The sequence below is a fragment of the Vicinamibacterales bacterium genome, assembly GCA_036504215.1.
Lineage (GTDB): Bacteria > Acidobacteriota > Vicinamibacteria > Vicinamibacterales > Fen-181 > FEN-299.
On record DASXVO010000076.1, the window covers coordinates 26,496 to 43,213 of the forward strand.

Annotated in this window: 15 protein-coding genes; 8 read left to right on the top strand and 7 right to left on the bottom strand. The window is 68.3% G+C overall.

Features of this window, described 5'->3' with window-relative positions:
• Positions 1–22: 22 nt before the first annotated feature.
• The 4 genes from VGK32_20440 to VGK32_20455 are packed head-to-tail and all read right to left on the bottom strand — an operon-like array spanning position 23 to position 5,204.
• A complete protein-coding gene (locus VGK32_20440) occupies positions 23–694 on the bottom strand; it encodes a glycosyltransferase family 2 protein (protein ID HEY3384135.1) in 672 nt (223 codons plus the stop codon).
• Positions 691–3,117, bottom strand: a complete 2,427-nt coding sequence (locus tag VGK32_20445) for an MMPL family transporter (GenBank protein ID HEY3384136.1) — start codon at positions 3,115–3,117, stop codon at positions 691–693. Before VGK32_20445 ends, VGK32_20440 begins: the two co-directional genes overlap by 4 nt.
• Positions 3,114–4,520, bottom strand: a complete 1,407-nt coding sequence (locus VGK32_20450; GenBank protein ID HEY3384137.1) for a radical SAM protein — start codon at positions 4,518–4,520, stop codon at positions 3,114–3,116. Before VGK32_20450 ends, VGK32_20445 begins: the two co-directional genes overlap by 4 nt.
• Positions 4,521–4,577: 57 nt before the next feature.
• Positions 4,578–5,204 (bottom strand): outer membrane lipoprotein carrier protein LolA, encoded by a 627-nt coding sequence (locus VGK32_20455; GenBank protein ID HEY3384138.1) that lies wholly within the window; start codon positions 5,202–5,204, stop codon positions 4,578–4,580.
• Positions 5,205–5,281: 77 nt separating this feature from the next.
• Here VGK32_20455 and VGK32_20460 point away from each other — a divergent pair, with 77 nt between their 5' ends.
• The 8 genes from VGK32_20460 to VGK32_20495 all read left to right on the top strand — a co-directional run bounded on the left by VGK32_20460 (position 5,282) and on the right by VGK32_20495 (position 13,918).
• On the top strand, positions 5,282–6,505 hold the full coding sequence (locus VGK32_20460) for a beta-ketoacyl synthase N-terminal-like domain-containing protein (protein HEY3384139.1): 1,224 nt from the start codon (positions 5,282–5,284) through the stop codon (positions 6,503–6,505).
• Positions 6,506–6,516: 11 nt separating this feature from the next.
• Positions 6,517–7,278 (top strand): 3-oxoacyl-ACP reductase FabG, encoded by a 762-nt coding sequence (fabG, locus tag VGK32_20465; GenBank protein ID HEY3384140.1) that lies wholly within the window; start codon positions 6,517–6,519, stop codon positions 7,276–7,278.
• 12 nt (positions 7,279–7,290) lie between these two features.
• On the top strand, positions 7,291–7,566 hold the full coding sequence (locus VGK32_20470; protein HEY3384141.1) for a phosphopantetheine-binding protein: 276 nt from the start codon (positions 7,291–7,293) through the stop codon (positions 7,564–7,566).
• A 16-nt stretch (positions 7,567–7,582) separates the two neighbouring features.
• Entirely contained in the window at positions 7,583–8,398 is an 816-nt protein-coding gene (locus VGK32_20475; GenBank protein HEY3384142.1) for a DUF3473 domain-containing protein, read from the top strand.
• A gap of 56 nt (positions 8,399–8,454) precedes the next feature.
• Positions 8,455–11,460: a sigma-E factor regulatory protein RseB domain-containing protein gene (locus tag VGK32_20480; GenBank protein ID HEY3384143.1), complete on the top strand. Its 3,006-nt coding sequence runs from the start codon at positions 8,455–8,457 to the stop codon at positions 11,458–11,460.
• Entirely contained in the window at positions 11,457–12,425 is a 969-nt protein-coding gene (locus VGK32_20485; protein HEY3384144.1) for a PHP-associated domain-containing protein, read from the top strand. Before VGK32_20480 ends, VGK32_20485 begins: the two co-directional genes overlap by 4 nt.
• The gene (locus VGK32_20490) at positions 12,422–13,642 is read left to right on the top strand and encodes a beta-ketoacyl-[acyl-carrier-protein] synthase family protein (GenBank protein ID HEY3384145.1); all 1,221 of its coding nucleotides are present in this window, start codon (positions 12,422–12,424) and stop codon (positions 13,640–13,642) included. The genes VGK32_20485 and VGK32_20490 overlap by 4 nt, the downstream gene beginning before the upstream one ends.
• 63 nt (positions 13,643–13,705) lie before the next feature.
• A complete protein-coding gene (locus VGK32_20495) occupies positions 13,706–13,918 on the top strand; it encodes a hypothetical protein (protein HEY3384146.1) in 213 nt (70 codons plus the stop codon).
• Positions 13,919–13,925: 7 nt separating this feature from the next.
• Here VGK32_20495 and VGK32_20500 read toward each other — a convergent pair whose 3' ends face one another.
• Genes VGK32_20500 through VGK32_20510 form a run of 3 tightly spaced genes read right to left on the bottom strand, consistent with a single transcriptional unit; the run spans position 13,926 to position 16,579 of the window.
• Entirely contained in the window at positions 13,926–14,978 is a 1,053-nt protein-coding gene (locus tag VGK32_20500; protein ID HEY3384147.1) for an alpha/beta hydrolase family protein, read from the bottom strand.
• A 42-nt stretch (positions 14,979–15,020) separates the two neighbouring features.
• Positions 15,021–16,382 (bottom strand): amidase, encoded by a 1,362-nt coding sequence (locus tag VGK32_20505; GenBank protein HEY3384148.1) that lies wholly within the window; start codon positions 16,380–16,382, stop codon positions 15,021–15,023.
• Positions 16,379–16,579: a hypothetical protein gene (locus VGK32_20510; protein ID HEY3384149.1), complete on the bottom strand. Its 201-nt coding sequence runs from the start codon at positions 16,577–16,579 to the stop codon at positions 16,379–16,381. Before VGK32_20510 ends, VGK32_20505 begins: the two co-directional genes overlap by 4 nt.
• Positions 16,580–16,718: the final 139 nt, after the last annotated feature.

The window sequence follows — 16,718 nt, forward strand, 5'->3', positions numbered from 1 at the left end:
TCGAGGCGCAGGGTGACCTGCGTCAGTCGCCGCTCAGATACCGATACCAGACTGCCAGCATACACGTCCTGAACGTGTCGCGGAACGATCGAAGCTTGCTGCTGGCGCCGTGGTACCGGGCCGGGATGGCCAGCCGTGCAATCGACGCGCGCCGCCGGGCGAGCTTGATGAGCATCTCGGTCTCCAGCTCGTAGCGCGTCGCCCGGAGCGGCACGCCTCGGACCGCGTCGGTCCGCACGAGCCGGAAGCCCGACTGCGAATCGGCCAGATCCATCCCGATGAAGGCCGACAGGATGCGGCTGCCGATCCGGTTGCTGTAGAACCTGGCCGTCGGCATCTCGGCTTTCTTGAACGCGCGCTCGGTGATCACGACGTCACAGGCATCACGCTCGGCGATCTCGAGCAGGCGCGGGATGTCATCCGGATCGTGCTGGCCGTCGCCGTCGATGAGCAGCACGTGCGTCCAGTCCCCGGCCAGCACGTGCGCCAGGCCCGTACGGACGGCGCAACCCTTGCCGAGATTCAGGTCGTGGCGCAGCACCACGGCGCCCGCATCCCGCGCCCAGGCACCGGTTCCGTCCGTCGAGCCGTCGTCCACGACGACGACATCCGAAAGATGGCGCTGGACGCGGCCCACCACATCGGCGATGTGAGTCGCCTCGTTGAACGCGGCGATCAGCGCGCAGACCTTCACGGTCGTCGCCGCTCCTGCAGCAGCGCCGGCAGCACCAGCACGGCCGCGACGAGGCAGCTGGCAATCGTGGTGACCGAGGTGATGCCGAACGAGTGGAGCGGGGCGTAGCTGGAATTGACGAGGGACCCGAATCCGATGAGCGTCGTCCCGCAGGCCACGAGGATGCCGGCGCCGGTGCGTGTCAGCACTTCCCGCACCTGCCACGTGTGCTCGACGCTGTGGCGGTAGATGACGTAGATCCCGTAGTCGGTGGCGATGCCGATGAACGTCATCGCCGCAAAGAGCGAGAACAGGTCGAGCTCCACGCGCAGGAGGGCGAGGAGTCCCGCGCTCCACACGAAGCCGAGCGCCGTCGGCAGGAACGCGAGGAGCGTATCGCGGACGCTGCGAAACACGAAGTAGATCAGCAGTGCGACCCCGAGCGTGCCGACGATCACCCCTTTCAGGAACTGGGGAAGGAAGCGCTGAGCCAGCTCGCGGTTCACCTGCGGGACGCCGGTCAGGCGGAACGATGGGGCGGCACGATTGACCAGGCGCGAGACGCGTTCGACATCGGCTGCGGCCCGGGGATAGAGATACACGACCACGAGGTAGCCGGTCTCGGTGCGGGCGACGTACCGGGACACGAGCGACGAGAGACCGTGCTGCTGCAGGCCCTCGTACGTGATGCGCTCGGTGGAGTCGAGCATGCGGGGAAGCCGCCCAGCAAACCCGTCGAACGTGCCTGGCCGGAAACCGGCCGCTTTTGCCGCCCGGCTGAGTTCTGCGACGACCGCCGCCGGCTGGAGGCCGGACTGTCGAACGAGCAGCGCCACCTCACCCTGCGCCGTTGCGGGGGGCAGCAGCGTATCGGGCGAACTGAACGCCACGGATGGCAGTTCGTGCTCGACGGCGCCAGCGATGCGGCGGGTGTCCTGGAGCAGCGGTTCGAGGTCGCGCCCTTCGCCAACGGCGAGCAAGACGTCGCGCGGAAGCGAAAAACGGGTTGCCATCTGCTGCTCGAGCGCCGCGCCCTCCGTATTCGCCTGGAGCTTCTCGAGGCGCGTGTCGAGGCGCAGCGAAGTGGCGGCAATTCCGAGCACGAGGGTGAGGACGGCCGCGGTCCAGAGGATCGGGCGGCCGAACCGTTCGACGAACACCCCGAGCCAGGCCGATGTGACCGGCCGCCGGTGCACTTCGGGGCGAGTGAACCCGACGAGCGCGGGGACCAGCGTGAGGAGCAGCAGACAGCACGCGATGATGCCGAGGCCGACGAGACGACCGAGTTCCTCGAGGCTCGGGAAGTCGACGAGCATGAGCGCCAGGAACGTCGTGCCAGTCGTGGCGTACGCGAGCAGAATGCTCGAGGCCGTGCCCGAGCACCTCGCGACGGCCTCAACCTCGGAATAGCCCCGGCCGCGCTCCTCCATGTATCGCAGATACAGCAATGCGATGCCGTCGATGCCCAGGCCGAACAGCATCGCCGACGCGCCGCTCGTGGCCGGCGTGAGCTTGCCGGCGAGACCGTTCACACCGAGCGTGAAGACAGCGGCAATGACCAGCGGCACCGTCGCGTAGAGCAGTATCCACGGCGTCCGGAAGACGATGAAGACGAGGGCGAGGAGGCCGGCCAGCGAGGTCAGGGAATTGACGATCGACTCCACGCGGATGACCCGTTCGGCCTCGAGCGCGATCCGGTACCCCCCCGCGATCTGGATCCGCAGGTTCGCGGTGCGATCCACGTCCCTGCGGGCAGCAGCCTCGACCTCCCCGAGCCGCGCGAACAGCCGCTTGCAGAAGTCGGTGTCGAACGGCGGCCGCACGGGTTTCGCAATGACCAGGCGGCTACGGCCGTCGCGAGAGACATAGCCTTTCTGCGTCGGATCGAAGCTGACGAGCGCCTCACCACGCGAGAGCCGATCGCGCAGCAACCGCAGAAGACCGAGTGGGTCCTGCTGAACGTAGGCCTTGACCTCGGGCGACGACATCGCGAGCATCCCGCGCGATCGCTCGAGCTCGCCCGTCATGCCGGCCGGAGCCAGCCGCGCGAGCGCCGCGGCCGACTGGTCCTTCCCGAGGAGCAGCAGTTCGCGGTCGAACAGGTAGTTCCAATCCTTCACCGAGTCGAACAGTTCGGCGTCGACCGACGCGATCTCCGGCGCACGACGCAGCCGCTCGACGTAGGCGTCGATTAGATCCTCCTGATCCGAGATCCTTCCGTCCGGCACCTCGAACAGCACGTAGATGTGGTCGAGCGTGCCGAAGTGCTCGAGGTAGGTGTTGAAGCTGCGGACCGCCAGGCCCTTCTGGGGCAGGAGGTTGAGGATGTTGGCGTCGAACGACAGGCGGGACAGGAGCGCCACGGACAGGAGAAACACCGCGGCGGCGGCGGCGAGGACCGTGCCTCGACGTGTGAAGGCGAAGCGCAGGAGTCGCTCGATCATTGCCCGCTCAACCGGTGCTCGGCGAGGTAGTACTGAGGATCCATCATCCGCTGCGTGCGGTAGAGCATTCGCATGAGGTACGGAAGATGCCCCGGCTTCACCTCCGTGAGCCACCGCCACCAGGGCTTGCTGCCGCCCAGGTTGAGCACCGACCGGCGCCAGGTCTCGCAGTAGAGCTCGAAGAAGCGCCGCGCCCCGAGCTTCGGTTCCCACAGCAGGTGGCTCATGTCGAACTGCGACCACAGATCCGCACGAATCTTCGTGCGCACCGCTTCGTAGTAGGGCGTGCCCGGTAGCGGCGTGAGGATCGTGTAGCCGGTCCGATGCAGCCGATGCTCGTCGACGAAGGCCCAGAGGCGCTCGAAATCGGCTTCGTCCCACTCCGGGTCGATGACGAAGTTCCCGGTCACGCCGTACCCGTGCTCGCGCGCCACGCGAATGCCGTCGATCGTCCGCTGGAGCGTCGTGTCCTTCGACAGACCATCGAGCGAAGCGTCGGAGGCGGCCTCGAGCCCGAAGAAGATATCGATCTTCGTCGAGAACGGCCGCCACGCCTCGAGCAGTTCAGGGTGCGCCGCCACCAGGTCGGTCCGCGTCTGCACCAGGATCCACTCCTTGTGAATCCCCCTCTTGATCAACTCGCGCGCCAGTTCCTCGCTGCGATCGCCCCGATGCCAGAACAGGTCGTCGGCGACGAAGACGTAAGGTCCGACGGACGCGAAGTCGCGGCACACCGCGTCCACCGACCGCAGCCGGTACGAACGGCTGTAGACCGGCCACACCGAGCAGAACGAACAGCGGAAGGGGCAGCCTCGCGCGGTCTCGACCAGCCAGGTCGGCCGGTAGTTGAGGCACGCGTAGTCGCAAAACCCGGTCACCACCGCGTGACGCGCAGGCAGCGGCACCTCGTCCAGGCTGACGGGCTCGGCCTCAGGCGTGGCGACGAACCGGCCATCGCCGACGTTCAGCAGCAGCCCGGCCACTTCGTCAATCGACCGGCCCCGGCTCAGCGCCTCGACCAATTCGGGAACGACACGCTCGCCGTCCCCCACGCAGATCGCGTTCACCTCGGGGCATTGGAGTGGTTCAGGGAAGGCCGCCGCCGAGTGGCCGCCGAGCAGCAGGAACACGTCGGGCGCGGCGCGTCGCACCTGCCGCGCCACCGTCAGCGCGTCGTCCATCTCGAGGGAGTGCATGCAGGCCACGCCGACGACCGACGGACGGTGCCGCGCCAGGATCCGCTCCACCGAACCCGCAAACCGCAGGTCCAAGACGACGGCGCGGTGACCGCCGGCTTCGAGCGCGGCCGCGACGTACTCGAGGCCGAGCGGCTCGGTCCTGAAGAACGGGCCGAGGCCGAAGCGCTCGTTGCACGGAACCGGTCGGATCAGGAGAACATCCATCCCGCCCGGAGGGTACCATCTGGTGGAGGAGTGGATCAAGGAAGGGGAGCAGTGCGACTACTTCGCGACCTCGAAGGCGTTCGGGGCCAGTGGCGTGTTCAGCGTGATGTCGTCGATCCGGATGGTGTCGCTGTCGCCGCCGGGAAAGGACATCTTCATCTGGCGCAGCAGCAGGCTGTCGCGGTCGATCCAGATCTGCAGCCGCTGGAGTCCCTGCTTGATCTGCTTGCGCCTGGGCACCATGTCGAGCTGGTAGGCATTGCTGAACTCGGTGTCGGGGAAGGCCCGCACATCGAACGCGCGCCGCACCTGGCTGGCGTCGGCGTTGGTGAAGTACTGGTTCACGCGCTTCATGATCTCCGTGATATCCAGCTTCTCGGTCTCTCCTCGGTCGTGCCAGAACACCACGAGCCGGTTGCCATCCATCAGGAGCGTCTTGCGCTCGGGCGACATGTACTTCAGCAGGAGCCGAGGCGGCTTGGCCGCGATCAGCGTTCCCTTCGCGACCAAGGGCTTGGCCAGCAGCGACGAGACGGTCGTCTCCGTGAAGCGCGCGCTGATCGTCTGGATCTTCGCCTCCATGATTCGCCCGCGGGCGTGCAGATCATCGAAGAGGTCCTGCCCACCTGACGCCAGGCAGACCGAGAGCGCGACGGTGATCAAGCTGATGGCGAGGATGCGCATGGCGGCGGTCGGCGGCAGCGCGCAGGACGCGTGGGCGCTTGTATGGATCCGACGGCCAATGATAGCGTACTCCCCTCATGCGCGACCGCGTGGTCATCACCGGATTCGGATGTGTGTCGAGCCTGGGCGTCGGCACCGCGGCCTTCGTTGACGGTCTGTTGGCCGGGCGGAGCGGCATCGCTCCAATCACCTCCTTCAGCACCGAAGGTTGCCGCTCGCACACCGCCGCGTTGCTCCGCGACTTCGACCCCTCACGCTTTCTGGAACCCCTGAAGCTCAGGCGCGTGGACGAGGTCGGTCGCCTGGCCCTGGCCGCCTGCCGCCTGGCGATCGACGATGCGCGGCTGCCGACGAAAACGGACGGCGTCGGCGTCGTGATGGGGACGGCGACCTCGGGCCTTCACAGCACGCTCTCCCATCTGCGCAGCCTCACAGAGGGCGGACCGGCCGCCGTGCCGGCGCTGGGGTTCAGCAACACCGTGGGCAATGCCGCCGCCAGCCTCTGTGCCATCGAGTTCGGCCTGCGCGGCCCCAACATCACGTTCGCCCAGAAGCAGGCGTCGTCGCTCGCGGCCATTGCGTACGCGGCGCGCGCGCTAGAGGACGGGCGAATCTCCGCCTTCCTCACGGGCGGCTTCGACGACTTCGAGGAGCAGTTCTTCCGGGTGCACGACCGGCTTCGGGTGCTGGCGCGCGCCTCCACCGACGGCGGCGAAGAGGCGAGCCGACCCTTCGACCGCCGGCGCAACGGCTTCGTGCTCGGCGCGGGCGGCCACGTCGTGGTCCTCGAGACAGCCACGTCGGCCGGCGCCCGTGGCGCGACGGTGTACGGCGAGGTCCTCGGCCTCGGGACGGGCGCGTCGGAGAGCGCGCTCAACGGCTGGCCGGCCGATGGCGCCGGCATCGCGAGGACGATGCGCGCCGCGCTGGACGAGGCAGGGCTGGAACCGGCGCACGTGGACGTCGTCTTCGCGTCCGCCAACTCGTCGCGCGGTCTGGACCACGCCGAGGCCAGCGCCCTCGAGGCCGTCTTCGGTCCCTCGGCTGTTCCGGTCGTGTCGCTCAAGGGTGCCATCGGTGAACACGGCGCGGCGGGCGCGGCGGCACTGACGGCAGCGCTGCTTTGTCCTCGACGTGGTCAGGTGCCCCCGACCCTCGGGTCGTCGGAACCGGATCCTGCATGCCGGGTCGACATCAGCGTGGCGGCCCGTCCGGCGCGCGGACCGGTGGCGTTGATCAACGCCACGGCTGCCGGCGGGTCCCACTACACCCTCGCGGTCAAGGCACTGCCACAGGATTGAAGGTGACCAACGTGTCGGAGAGTGCACGCCGTCGCTCGCTCGAAGGCCGCGTGGCGGCCGTCACCGGCGGATCGCGGGGGATCGGCCGTGCCGTCGCGGCGAAGCTGGCTGAGCAGGGGGCCGCAATCGCCGTGTCGTTCGTGACGCAGGAAGCCGCCGCGCGCGAGTTCGAAGCCATGCTCCGCGCCAGCGGCTCACGAGCGCTGGCCGCCAGGTGCGACGTCAGCCGGCCGGACGAGGTCGCCTCGTTCTTCGACCTCGTTCACGCCGATCTCGGGCCGGTGGACATCCTCGTCAACAACGCCGGCATCGTCCGCGATGCGATGTTCGCGCTGATGGACGGCGAGCGGTGGGACCAGGTGCTGGCCGTGAACCTCGACGGTCCGTTCCACTGCATCCGTGCCGTCCTGCGAGGCATGCTCGTTCGGCGCTGGGGGCGTATCATCAACATGGTATCGCCCAGCGCGCAACATGGCGTGGTCGGTCAGGCCAACTACGCGGCCTCGAAAGGCGGACTGCTGGCCTTGACGCGCACGCTGTCACGCGAGGTGGCCCGAAACGGTGTGCTCGTCAACGCGGTCTCGCCCGGGCTGATTGACACGGACATGCTGGCGGGGTTGCCGGCGAAGGCCCGCGACGGCCTCATGGCCAACGTGGCGATGGGTCGCGCGGGACGTCCCGACGAGGTCGCGGCGCTCGTCGCATTTCTCGCCTCGGACGAGGCGAGCTACGTCACTGGACAGGTAATCGGGGTCGATGGCGGCCTCTTCTAACCGAACAATCCGATGGATCAACCACTCTCGCTGCAGGTCAAGGAGGCCATCATTCGGAGCCTCCGTCTCCCGATGACACCCCAGGACATCGCCGACAGCGTGCCGCTGTTCGGTGAGGGCCTGGGCCTCGATTCAATCGACGCGCTCGAGCTGGTGCTCGAGCTCGAACGCTCCTTCGGCGTCGTCGTCGGCGACGACCAGTTGGGCGGTCGTGTGTTGCGCAGCGTCGACACGATCGTCGAGTTCATCGAACAGAAGCGCGGCCAGGGCCCGGCGCCCACGTCGTAGGCGGGACGCCCGAACGGTGCGCAACTACCTGACCGTCGACGTCGAAGAATGGTTTCACATCTGTGGCGTCGGCGGCCCCCTGGCGCCCGATCGGTGGACCACGCTGCCCAGTCGCGTCGAACGGACCACCGATCTCGTGCTCGACCTGCTCGAGCGGTGCCGCGTCACCGCGACCTTCTTCGTGCTCGGCTGGGTCGCCGAGCGGCATCCCCCCCTCATCGGCCGGATTCTGAGCGGCGGCCACGAGGTCGCGTCGCACGGCTGGTCGCACAGCCGGCTCTACGAGATGGCCCCAGACGCGGTCGAGACCGAGGTGGCACGCACCACGGCGGCGCTCCAGGCGGCCGGCGCACCGGCGCCCCTGGGGTTCCGCGCTCCCGAGTGGTCCATCAACGACCGCTCGCTCTGGGCACTCGACATCCTCGCGCGGCAGGGTCTTCGGTACGATTCGAGCATGGCGCCGCTACGCCTGATCGGGAATCCACGCTATCCTGAGATCCCGCACGTGCGGGAGACGGCGCACGGGCCGTTGCTCGAGGTGCCGCCGGCAGTCCGCCAGAAGTTCGGCTGCAACATTCCGTTCGGCGGCGGCTGGGGCCTCCGCATGTGCCGCCCCGCGATGGTGCTGCGCGAGATCGAGCGGCGCAACCGATTGGGTGTACCGGTGACCCTGTTCGTGCATCCCTGGGAGATCGATCCGGATCCCCCGCGCGTCAGCCTGCCGTGGACGCTGGCGTTCAGCCACTACTTCCGGCTGGATGGCTTCGACGGTCGTCTGAATGACATCCTCGCCGACGCGTCGTTCGGCCCGATCGGCGGTGGCATCAACTGACGGCGCGCTGCGGGCGTTCCGCGGCTGGCGATGTACCCGGGAGCGATCACTTGACGATGAAGGTCCTTCTTGCGTGGGTGACGGGTGTCTGGCTGTTTGGCGCCGCGCCCGTCTCGGCCGCCCCGCCGGCTCTGCGCGGTCTCGGCGTGGACGAAACACTGGAGGGGGCGCCCGTCCTCGCGCCGGCGCTCGATCTTGCTGGCGCGACGACCGCCGGTCTACCAGTGTTCGTCCGGTTGCTCGTCCGAGCGGACCGGCTGGGAGTAGATCCGGCGATGCTTCAACGCCTGGATGCACGGCTCGAGGTCTACGCTCGTCGCAGGATCCCGGTCGTGCTGACGCTCGTCGACCCGCCTCTCGACGCGGCGGCCATCGAGGCATGGCGCCCGCGCTTGCGCGCGCTGGCCGAGCGGTGTCGCGGCAGGGTCGTGGGCTGGCAACTGGGGGACCGACTGGATGCGGCAGATGCCACACGCCCTCAGCCGTATGCCTACCTCGTGAAATTCGCGGCGGTGCAGATTCGATCGATCGACAGCGCGGCCCTGATCCTCCAGGGAAGCGTCGTGGACGAGGGCACCGGCGGACAGGCCGCTGCGGCGTGGCAGGCGCACCTCTACAGTGAGGACGTCGCTGCGTACCTCGATGCGTTGCCGGTGGGATACCCGTCAGGCGGTCGCGATGCCGCGTCCCGCACAGCCGACGACACGTCCGCGGCGGTCCTCTCCGCCCTCGAGACGGTTTCAGCCAAGGACGATCCCAGCGCAGTCCTTGGAATCACGGGGATGACGCTCGGCCCCGACGCGGCCGCAGGCGCCCGGCTTCTCCTGCGATCGCACCTCTCGCGCCTGGGGACCCGCGCCACGTTCACGACCTGCACGGCACCGGTTGAGGTCGTGGCCGCGGCGCTGAAGACGGCAGCCGCGGTGAAAGACGTGCTCGCGGACGACGTTGTCACGCTCGACGACCGTGCATCCTCGCTGCGGCTCAGCGCGGGTGGGCAGGACGTGACCGAGACCGCGCCGCATCGACTCCTCTACAACATGACCACGTTCGCGACCTATCTGCTGTGCTGGACGTCGGGCCAGCCGACCGGGCCGCTCGAGGTCAGCCTGCACCTGCCGACCGCCGCGCCGATCGCGATTCGCGATGCTGCCGCCGGGACCGTGACGAAGGTGACGGACGCGCGCCGTGACGAGGCCGCGAAGACGACGACCACGCGCATCACGCCCACCGACCGGCCGTTGCTCCTCGATTTCAACTACGGCGCGGAGGACGCCTACGCGCTGCGGACCGACGCGCACGAGCGGGCGCTCCCGACGGTGGACGAAATCATCTTCCGGCACCAGCAGGCCCAGGCGGCCCAGTCCGCGCTCGTCACCAACTACACCGCGCATGCCCGCATCGACATGCACTTCCGGCCGTCGGCCACCGACTCCGGGTACGACGTGGTGACCGAGAACAGGTTCTTCGTCGACGCGACGAGCTTCGAGTGGGCCGAGCAGAGCTTCTCGCTGAACGGGACCCGCTGGGGCCGCAACCGCCCGCCGTTCCCGCTCCTGCAGCCCGAGAAGGTTCTGGCGGTGCCGTTGACGCTCCGGTTGAACCGCGACTACGTCTACCACCTGGAAGGTACGGAGGCGGTGAACGGGCGTCGATGCTACGTTGTGAAGTTCGACCCGATCGACGACGCGCAGTCGCGTTACCGGGGGAAGGTGTGGATCGACACCGAGTCGTTCGTGCGCCTGAAGGTGCAGGCCGTGCAGACGCGGCTCGGCGCTCCGGTCGTGTCGAACGAGGAAGTGCAGTACTACGAGCCGGTCGCCCAGGCTGGCGGGCAGACGCTCTACCTGTTCAACCGCCTGGTGGCCCGCCAGATCTTCCTGATTGCGGGGCGCAACCTATTGGTCGAGAAACAGGTAGCCTTCTCCGACTTCCGCGTGAACGATCCTGCCTTCGTCGATGAGCGTCTCCGCGCGCGGGCCGGCGACGAGGTGATGTACCGCGACACCGACCGCGGCATACGCTTCCTGGTCAAGCGCGGCACGGATCGCGTCGTGTCCGACGAGATGACCACTGGCGCCAGGGCGTTCGCGGCGGGCGCCGTCTTCGATCCGACGTTCGACTTCCCGCTCCCGATCGTCGGCATCAACTATCTCAACTTCAACCTGCTCGATCGCGACATCCAGTTCGCGCTCGTGTTTGGCGGCGTGCTCGCCATCGGCAACGTCCAAAAGGCGAAGATAGGAGGGACGAAGTTCGACGTGAGCCTCGACTTCTTCGGCCTCGCCGTCTCCGGCAACGACCAGGTGTTCGATGGTCAGGGCGAGCGGAAGGACGAGCGCGTGCGCAGCCGGCCTGCGTCGGTCGGCGTGAACCTCGGATATCAGGCGACCGATTTCCAGAAACTCACGCTGAGCAGCCACGCGCAGTACGACAAGTATCTCGACGCGCCAGGGAAGACGTCTGCCGACTTCGTTCTGCCTGTGACGACGGTGACGCTCAATCTCGGGGCCAACTACGAGTACCGGCGCAACGGGTATTCGCTGCTGGCCGGCTGGTCGTACTCACGCCGCGGAGACTGGCAGCGGTGGGGATACGGTGACGAGTACGATCCGGCGGCGCGCACCTACACCAAGTACTCGCTCGGACTCAGCAAGGACTTCTTCGTCAACGCGTTCAGCAAGCTGCACCTGAACGGCGCGTACTACGGCGGGCAGCGGCAGGATCGGTTCTCGATGTACCGCTTCGGCATCTACGACGAGACGAAGATGCGGGGCGTGCCGTCGGCTGGCGTCCGGTTCGCCGACCTGGCCATGGCCCGAGCCCAGTTCTCATTCAACCTGTTCAACCAGTATCGCCTCGATCTGTTCCTCGACCAGGCGTGGGGCCGGACCACGTCGCGCCACGCGTGGGATCCGGTGACAGGGATCGGAACGGAGCTGAGCCTGCGGGCGCCGATGGGGACGCTGCTGAAGCTGGGGGTAGGGAAAGGGTTCCTCCCGCAGATCTACCGTGGGTCGGGGTCAATGGTCGCGGAGGTCACGGTGCTGAAGCCGCTATGACCGACGAGCCGCGCCTCCTGACCGTCTCGCGCCCACTCAAGGCCGATCTGCACGTGCACTCGTTCCACTCCGGGTTCACGTCCACGCTACGCATGTTCCGCAGCCTCGACTGCTACTCGACGCCGGAGGAGGTCTATCGGCGCGCGAAGGCTCGTGGCATGGACGTGGTGACGATCACGGACCACGACAGCATCAACGGCTGTCTCGAGCTGCTCGACCGCCATCCCGACGCGCCGGACATTCTCGTGGGCGAGGAGATCGAGTGTCGCCTGCCCGACACGGGGATCCGCGTCCACCTTGGCGCTTTCGGTCTCTCGGAGCGCATCCATCGCGACGTGCAGCCCCTTTGCGGCGACGTCCGGGAGGCGGCGGCATTCCTGCGCGCGCACAGCGTCGGCCTCGTGCTCCACCATCCGTTCCACTTCTTCCGCGGCGAGATGCCGGTCGGCCGGTACCTCGAGGACCTGCTCCCGCTCGTCCACGCGGTCGAAGCGCGAAACGGTACGATGTTGCCGGGGCACAACGAGACGGTCGCCCGCCTCGTTGCCGCCCGCGCGCAACTCGGGCTGGGCCAGACTGGCGGCAGCGACGCGCACGTGCTGTCGCACGTCGGTGACAGCTACACGAACGCCAGTGGAATGAAGCCCGAGCCCATGGCCGGCATGGCGCTGACCCCGGCCGCGGCGTTCCTCGACAGCTTGAAGCGCGGAGAGACCAGGGCGGCCGGGCGGCATGGCACGCCTGGCCGGTTCGCCTTCGAGATCTACGGTGTAGTATTCAACTACTGGGGCGGCTTGCTCGGCCTCCGCCGGAGCGGCCTGTCCGCCGGGGAGAGGCTCAGCGGTCTCGGGTGTTCACTGGTGTCCCTGCCTTTCCAGTTCACTCCGCTCCTCGTCAGCATCGCGCAAAAAATTGGTGAGCGCCGACGCGTGGCGAGGTGGAACCGGGAGCTGGAGACGACATGACGAAACGACGCGTCGCCATCACCGGTATCGGGCTGCTCTGCGCCCTGGGACTCGATCGTGAATCGGCGTGGGAACGCCTCTGCGATGGCCGCTGTGGCATCAGCGATCTGACGCTCTTCGACGGCGCCGGCTACCGAAGCCGGAAGGTGGCCGAGGTCCCCGCCTGGGACGCTCCCGCGCATTTCTCGCCCAACGAGCGCCGCCGCTACTCGCGCTCGGACCAACTGGCCGTCCTGGCTGCGCAGGAGGCCCTGGCCGATTCCGGCCTGCTCGAACGCGGAACGGATCGCGCCGCGATCGGCGTCGTCTTCGGGGCTGGAACGAACGACCTTCTCCGGCACGAAACCTACTACAAAGACGTGCGGGCGCTCGGACACCGCCGGGCGCGTCCGTCGAACGTCTTCAACTATTTCAACGATGCGCAGGTTGACACCGTGGCCCGCCGGTTTGGTCTCGGCGGTCTCCGGGCGTGCCCGTTGTCTGCCTGCTCGTCGAGCGCCGTGGCGGTCGGCTACGCCGCGGACCTGGTGGCAGCCGGCCACCTCGACGCGGCGCTCTGCGGCGGCAGCGATGCACTGTGCCGGCTGACGCTCGGCGGCTTCAACGCGCTTCGGCTCGTGGACGTCGAACCGTGCCGCCCATTCGACACGAGCCGCAACGGCATGAACATCGGCGAGGCCGGCGCGGTCCTGGTGCTCGAGGAATTCGAACGCGCCCGGGCTCGTGGCACCCACGTCTATGCCGAACTCGCCGGGTATGCCGCCTGCTGCGAGGCTCATCACCCGACGGCGCCCGAGCCCGAGGGACTGGCCGTCGCGGCGCTGCTTCGGGCGGCGCTCGCGGCTGCGGGCGTGGCGGCAGCCGACATCGACCACGTCAACACGCACGGCACGGCGACGCCCCAGAACGACAGGGCGGAATCGCGCGGACTGCGGGCGGTCTTTGGGGAGCGAACCGGGGCGATTCCGGTCACCTCGACGAAGTCGATGGTCGGACATTGCCTGGGCGCCGCCGGGGCTGTGGAGGCCGCCATCCTCGCCATGACCATCGATCGGGGTCTCATTCCGCCAACCGTCAACCACCGGCAGACGGACCCCGAGTGCCCGGTGAGCGTCGTCGCCAACCAGGCTCGGGCCGTGGAGGTGACCTGCGGCATCTCGACATCGCTGGCCTTCGGGGGCAACGACGTCGCCCTCGTTGTGAAGCGTGCGAGCTAGAGAACAAACCGAACCGCCGCGCCTTCTGGAACGTCTTACAGAGCAGCCTGCGGTGCTACACTGATGACCATGATCGGCTTCGGCCGGATGAGCCTCAGCCTGTTCGGGATGATTGCCGTCGTATCGGCCGTCCTGGCCTCGGCGACGATCTGGCTCGTCCTGACCGATCCGGTCACGGTGGCCAACTCGGTCAACCAGGGCGATGTCTCGCCGCTCGTCCGCGAGCTGGCCTCGGTGGTCTACGAGGCGCTCAAGGGACTGCTCAAATACCTCTGAATCCGCCCTACAGGTTCCTCACGAGGAATTTCGTGAGCACGTAGCCGTCCAGGTACTTGAACGGTGCCAGGCCGGTCGTGTAGTGGCCGCACGGCAGGACCGCCAGCTCGTAGGGTATCCGCAGCCGATCGAACTCGCGGATGAGTTCGATCGAGAGGTGGACGGGGAACGTCGTGTCGTACTTCGCGTAGACGAGCAACGTTCTCTTGTCGCCCACGCGGTCGACGTACGCGTGCGGGCTGATCGGCATCCACAGCTCGCGCAGCCGATCGAGAGTGATCCGCCCCTCGAGACCGGCGCGGACGTGTTCGGTCGACAGGCCTTCCCACACGACGTCCGCGAAGTACCGTGATACGTGGTTGAGCGCTTCCGCACGGATGAGCGGCTCGTGCGCCGACGTCAGCATCGCGAGGCACGACCCGAGGCTGGTGCCCAGAATGCCGATCCGCTCGTAGCCTTCCCGCGCGAGCCATGCGACGGTCCGCCTCGCGTCGACCACCGCCTGCCGGCAGACCTGCACGGTCCGCGCGACGTTCGCGCTGACGATGAAGTCGGCGCGGTGGAGGCTGGGCGGCATCCGGCGATCGTGGTACGGAAGGCTGAGTCGGACCGCGTTGATGCCGAACCGCGCCAGCAGCCTGCACAGGCCCACATGGCCACCCGCATCGGCGTTCCATTGCGGGAGCACGACGACGGCCCGCCGCCGATCCGCGCGACCGCCCTTCAGCCTCGGCGCCGGGAACAGCCGGCCGTAGACGATGTTGTTCTCGGCATGCGGCGTGGTGATGACGCTGGGAAACATGACCGTGCCCGGGCAGCCGTCGGCCTGGGTCGGATCCGGCTCCCAGTGGTATTCCTCTGTGGGCGGCGCCGCGAAGAAGGCCTGCGAGTCGGCCAGCGCGGCCGCGGCCCATTCGGCAAGGACCACGTCTTCCGGCGTGCCCGGCGCATGGCCGTTCGCGGACACCCAGTCGAGGCCCCATTCGAAGGGGCGGACAACGCGGTCTGGCGTGCGGGAATGAAGCCGGCGTTCCCAAGCGTAGAAGAAGCGGGCGAACATCAACTGGATATCTTACCGCACGGGCGGGTCCGAGACCCGCCCCTACTCCCGCTGCGCCATGACCGCCTCGCACGAGGCCGCGATCTTCAACAGCTCCGTGGTCTGGTGGCGGCGGCCCACGAGTTGGAGGCCGATCGGCAGGTTCAGGTGGGACCGCCCGCAGGGCAGCGAGATGGCCGGGTGCCCGGTGATGTCGAACAGCTGCGTCAGCCGGAGCATCAGCGCCCGCACGGGCTGCACCTGTCCGCCAATCGTGAGCGTGGTGCTGCCGATCGGAGCCGCAGCGAGCGGGACGGTCGGGAGCACGAGCGCGTCGCAGCCGTCGAGCGCGGCGTCGACCTCGTGACAGAGGACGACCGCACCGGTTCTGGCGCGGACGTAGTCCTCGGCCATCACGTAGCGGCCCAACTCGAGGCGCTGGCGGACCGGCGGGGTGTACGCGCGTGGCCGCCGTTCGAGCGCCGGCGCGTGATACGCCGATGCCTCTGGCAGCTGGATGTGCAGGTAGACCGTGGCGGTGTCGGCGGCGTGTGGGATCTGGCGGGGGCTCATCGCCACGCCGGCTCTCACGAGGCGCGCCGTCTCGAGCTCGAACTGCTCGCGCACCTCGTCGCTCACGATGTCCATGAAGTAGGGGTCGAGCCGGCCAAGGCGCAGTGTCCGTGACGGTCGCCGGCTGGCTGGCTGAAGCGGAACTGGATTCTGCGTGCCGGCCATGGCGTGGTAGAGGAGCCAGGCATCGCCGACGGATCGGGCGATCGGTCCGACGTGATCGAGCGAGCGACTGAGCGGGATGATCCCGTCGCAGGGCAGTTCGCCGAACGTCGGCTTGAGACCGACGCAGCCGCAGACCGCCGACGGGATCCGAATCGAACCGCCTGTGTCGGTACCGACGGAGGCGTATCCCATTCCGGCGACGACCGCTGCCGCCGACCCGCCACTCGATCCGCCGGCCGACCGGGTGGGATCGAACGGGTTGCGGACCGGGCCGTACGCCGAGTCCTCACTGGTCGTGCCGAACGCGAACTCGTGCAGGTTGCACTTGCCGAGGAACACCGCGCCGGCCGCCCTGAGCCTGGCCGCGACCAGCGCATCCGCCGTGGCCACGTGACGCTCGAGAAGCCTCGACCCCGCCGTCGTCGGCACGCCGGACAGATCGATCAGGTCCTTGAGGGACAGGGGCACGCCGTGAAGCGGGCCGCGCCAGACACCGGCCGCGAGTTCCTCGTCGGCGCGGGCGGCCTGTTCCCGAGCCTGGTCCGCGAGGACCGTGACGAAGGCGTTGAGTCGGCCGTTGTCCCGCGCCACGCGTTCCAGGCACGCGTCGGTCGCACCCACGCACGACACCTCGCGGGTGGCGATCTTCGAGGCCAACTCGCCGATCGTCAGATCGCAGATGCTCATACCTGTCTCGCCCGAAGGGCCGAGCCGATGTCAGCCGGCACGTGGTCGTTCCAATCCGCAGAGCGCAGCGCGATCGTCGACCGCGCGAGTCCCTCGAGCAGGGGCCGCAGTTCGGGCAAGCCGCGCCGCTCGGCGTCCTCGACGGCCGAGCGCAGCCAGGCATCCACCGCCGATCGAATCGATTCCTCTCGGGTCATACGATCTGCCTGCTGCTGACCTCCACTGGGCACGGCCTGGGTCGCCGAAGCCGTTCGGCGAAGGCGCAGGGCCCGCTGCCACGATGGAGGTCCGCCGTGGCGGTCGGTACCGAGGCCGCCATGCGTCGGTCGAAGCATG

Excerpts from the sequence above, each read along its gene's own strand:
- VGK32_20510 (HEY3384149.1), bottom strand. The coding sequence starts at position 16,579 with ATGACCCGAGAGGAATCGATTCGATCGGCGGTGGATGCCTGGCTGCGC.
- VGK32_20445 (HEY3384136.1), bottom strand. The coding sequence starts at position 3,117 with ATGATCGAGCGACTCCTGCGCTTCGCCTTCACACGTCGAGGCACGGTC.
- VGK32_20490 (HEY3384145.1), top strand. The coding sequence starts at position 12,422 with ATGACGAAACGACGCGTCGCCATCACCGGTATCGGGCTGCTCTGCGCC.
- VGK32_20455 (HEY3384138.1), bottom strand. The coding sequence starts at position 5,204 with ATGCGCATCCTCGCCATCAGCTTGATCACCGTCGCGCTCTCGGTCTGC.
- VGK32_20470 (HEY3384141.1), top strand. The coding sequence starts at position 7,291 with ATGGATCAACCACTCTCGCTGCAGGTCAAGGAGGCCATCATTCGGAGC.
- VGK32_20450 (HEY3384137.1), bottom strand. The coding sequence starts at position 4,520 with ATGGATGTTCTCCTGATCCGACCGGTTCCGTGCAACGAGCGCTTCGGC.
- VGK32_20500 (HEY3384147.1), bottom strand. The coding sequence starts at position 14,978 with ATGTTCGCCCGCTTCTTCTACGCTTGGGAACGCCGGCTTCATTCCCGC.
- VGK32_20505 (HEY3384148.1), bottom strand. The coding sequence starts at position 16,382 with ATGAGCATCTGCGATCTGACGATCGGCGAGTTGGCCTCGAAGATCGCC.
- VGK32_20495 (HEY3384146.1), top strand. The coding sequence starts at position 13,706 with ATGACCATGATCGGCTTCGGCCGGATGAGCCTCAGCCTGTTCGGGATG.
- VGK32_20485 (HEY3384144.1), top strand. The coding sequence starts at position 11,457 with ATGACCGACGAGCCGCGCCTCCTGACCGTCTCGCGCCCACTCAAGGCC.
- VGK32_20460 (HEY3384139.1), top strand. The coding sequence starts at position 5,282 with ATGCGCGACCGCGTGGTCATCACCGGATTCGGATGTGTGTCGAGCCTG.
- VGK32_20480 (HEY3384143.1), top strand. The coding sequence starts at position 8,455 with ATGAAGGTCCTTCTTGCGTGGGTGACGGGTGTCTGGCTGTTTGGCGCC.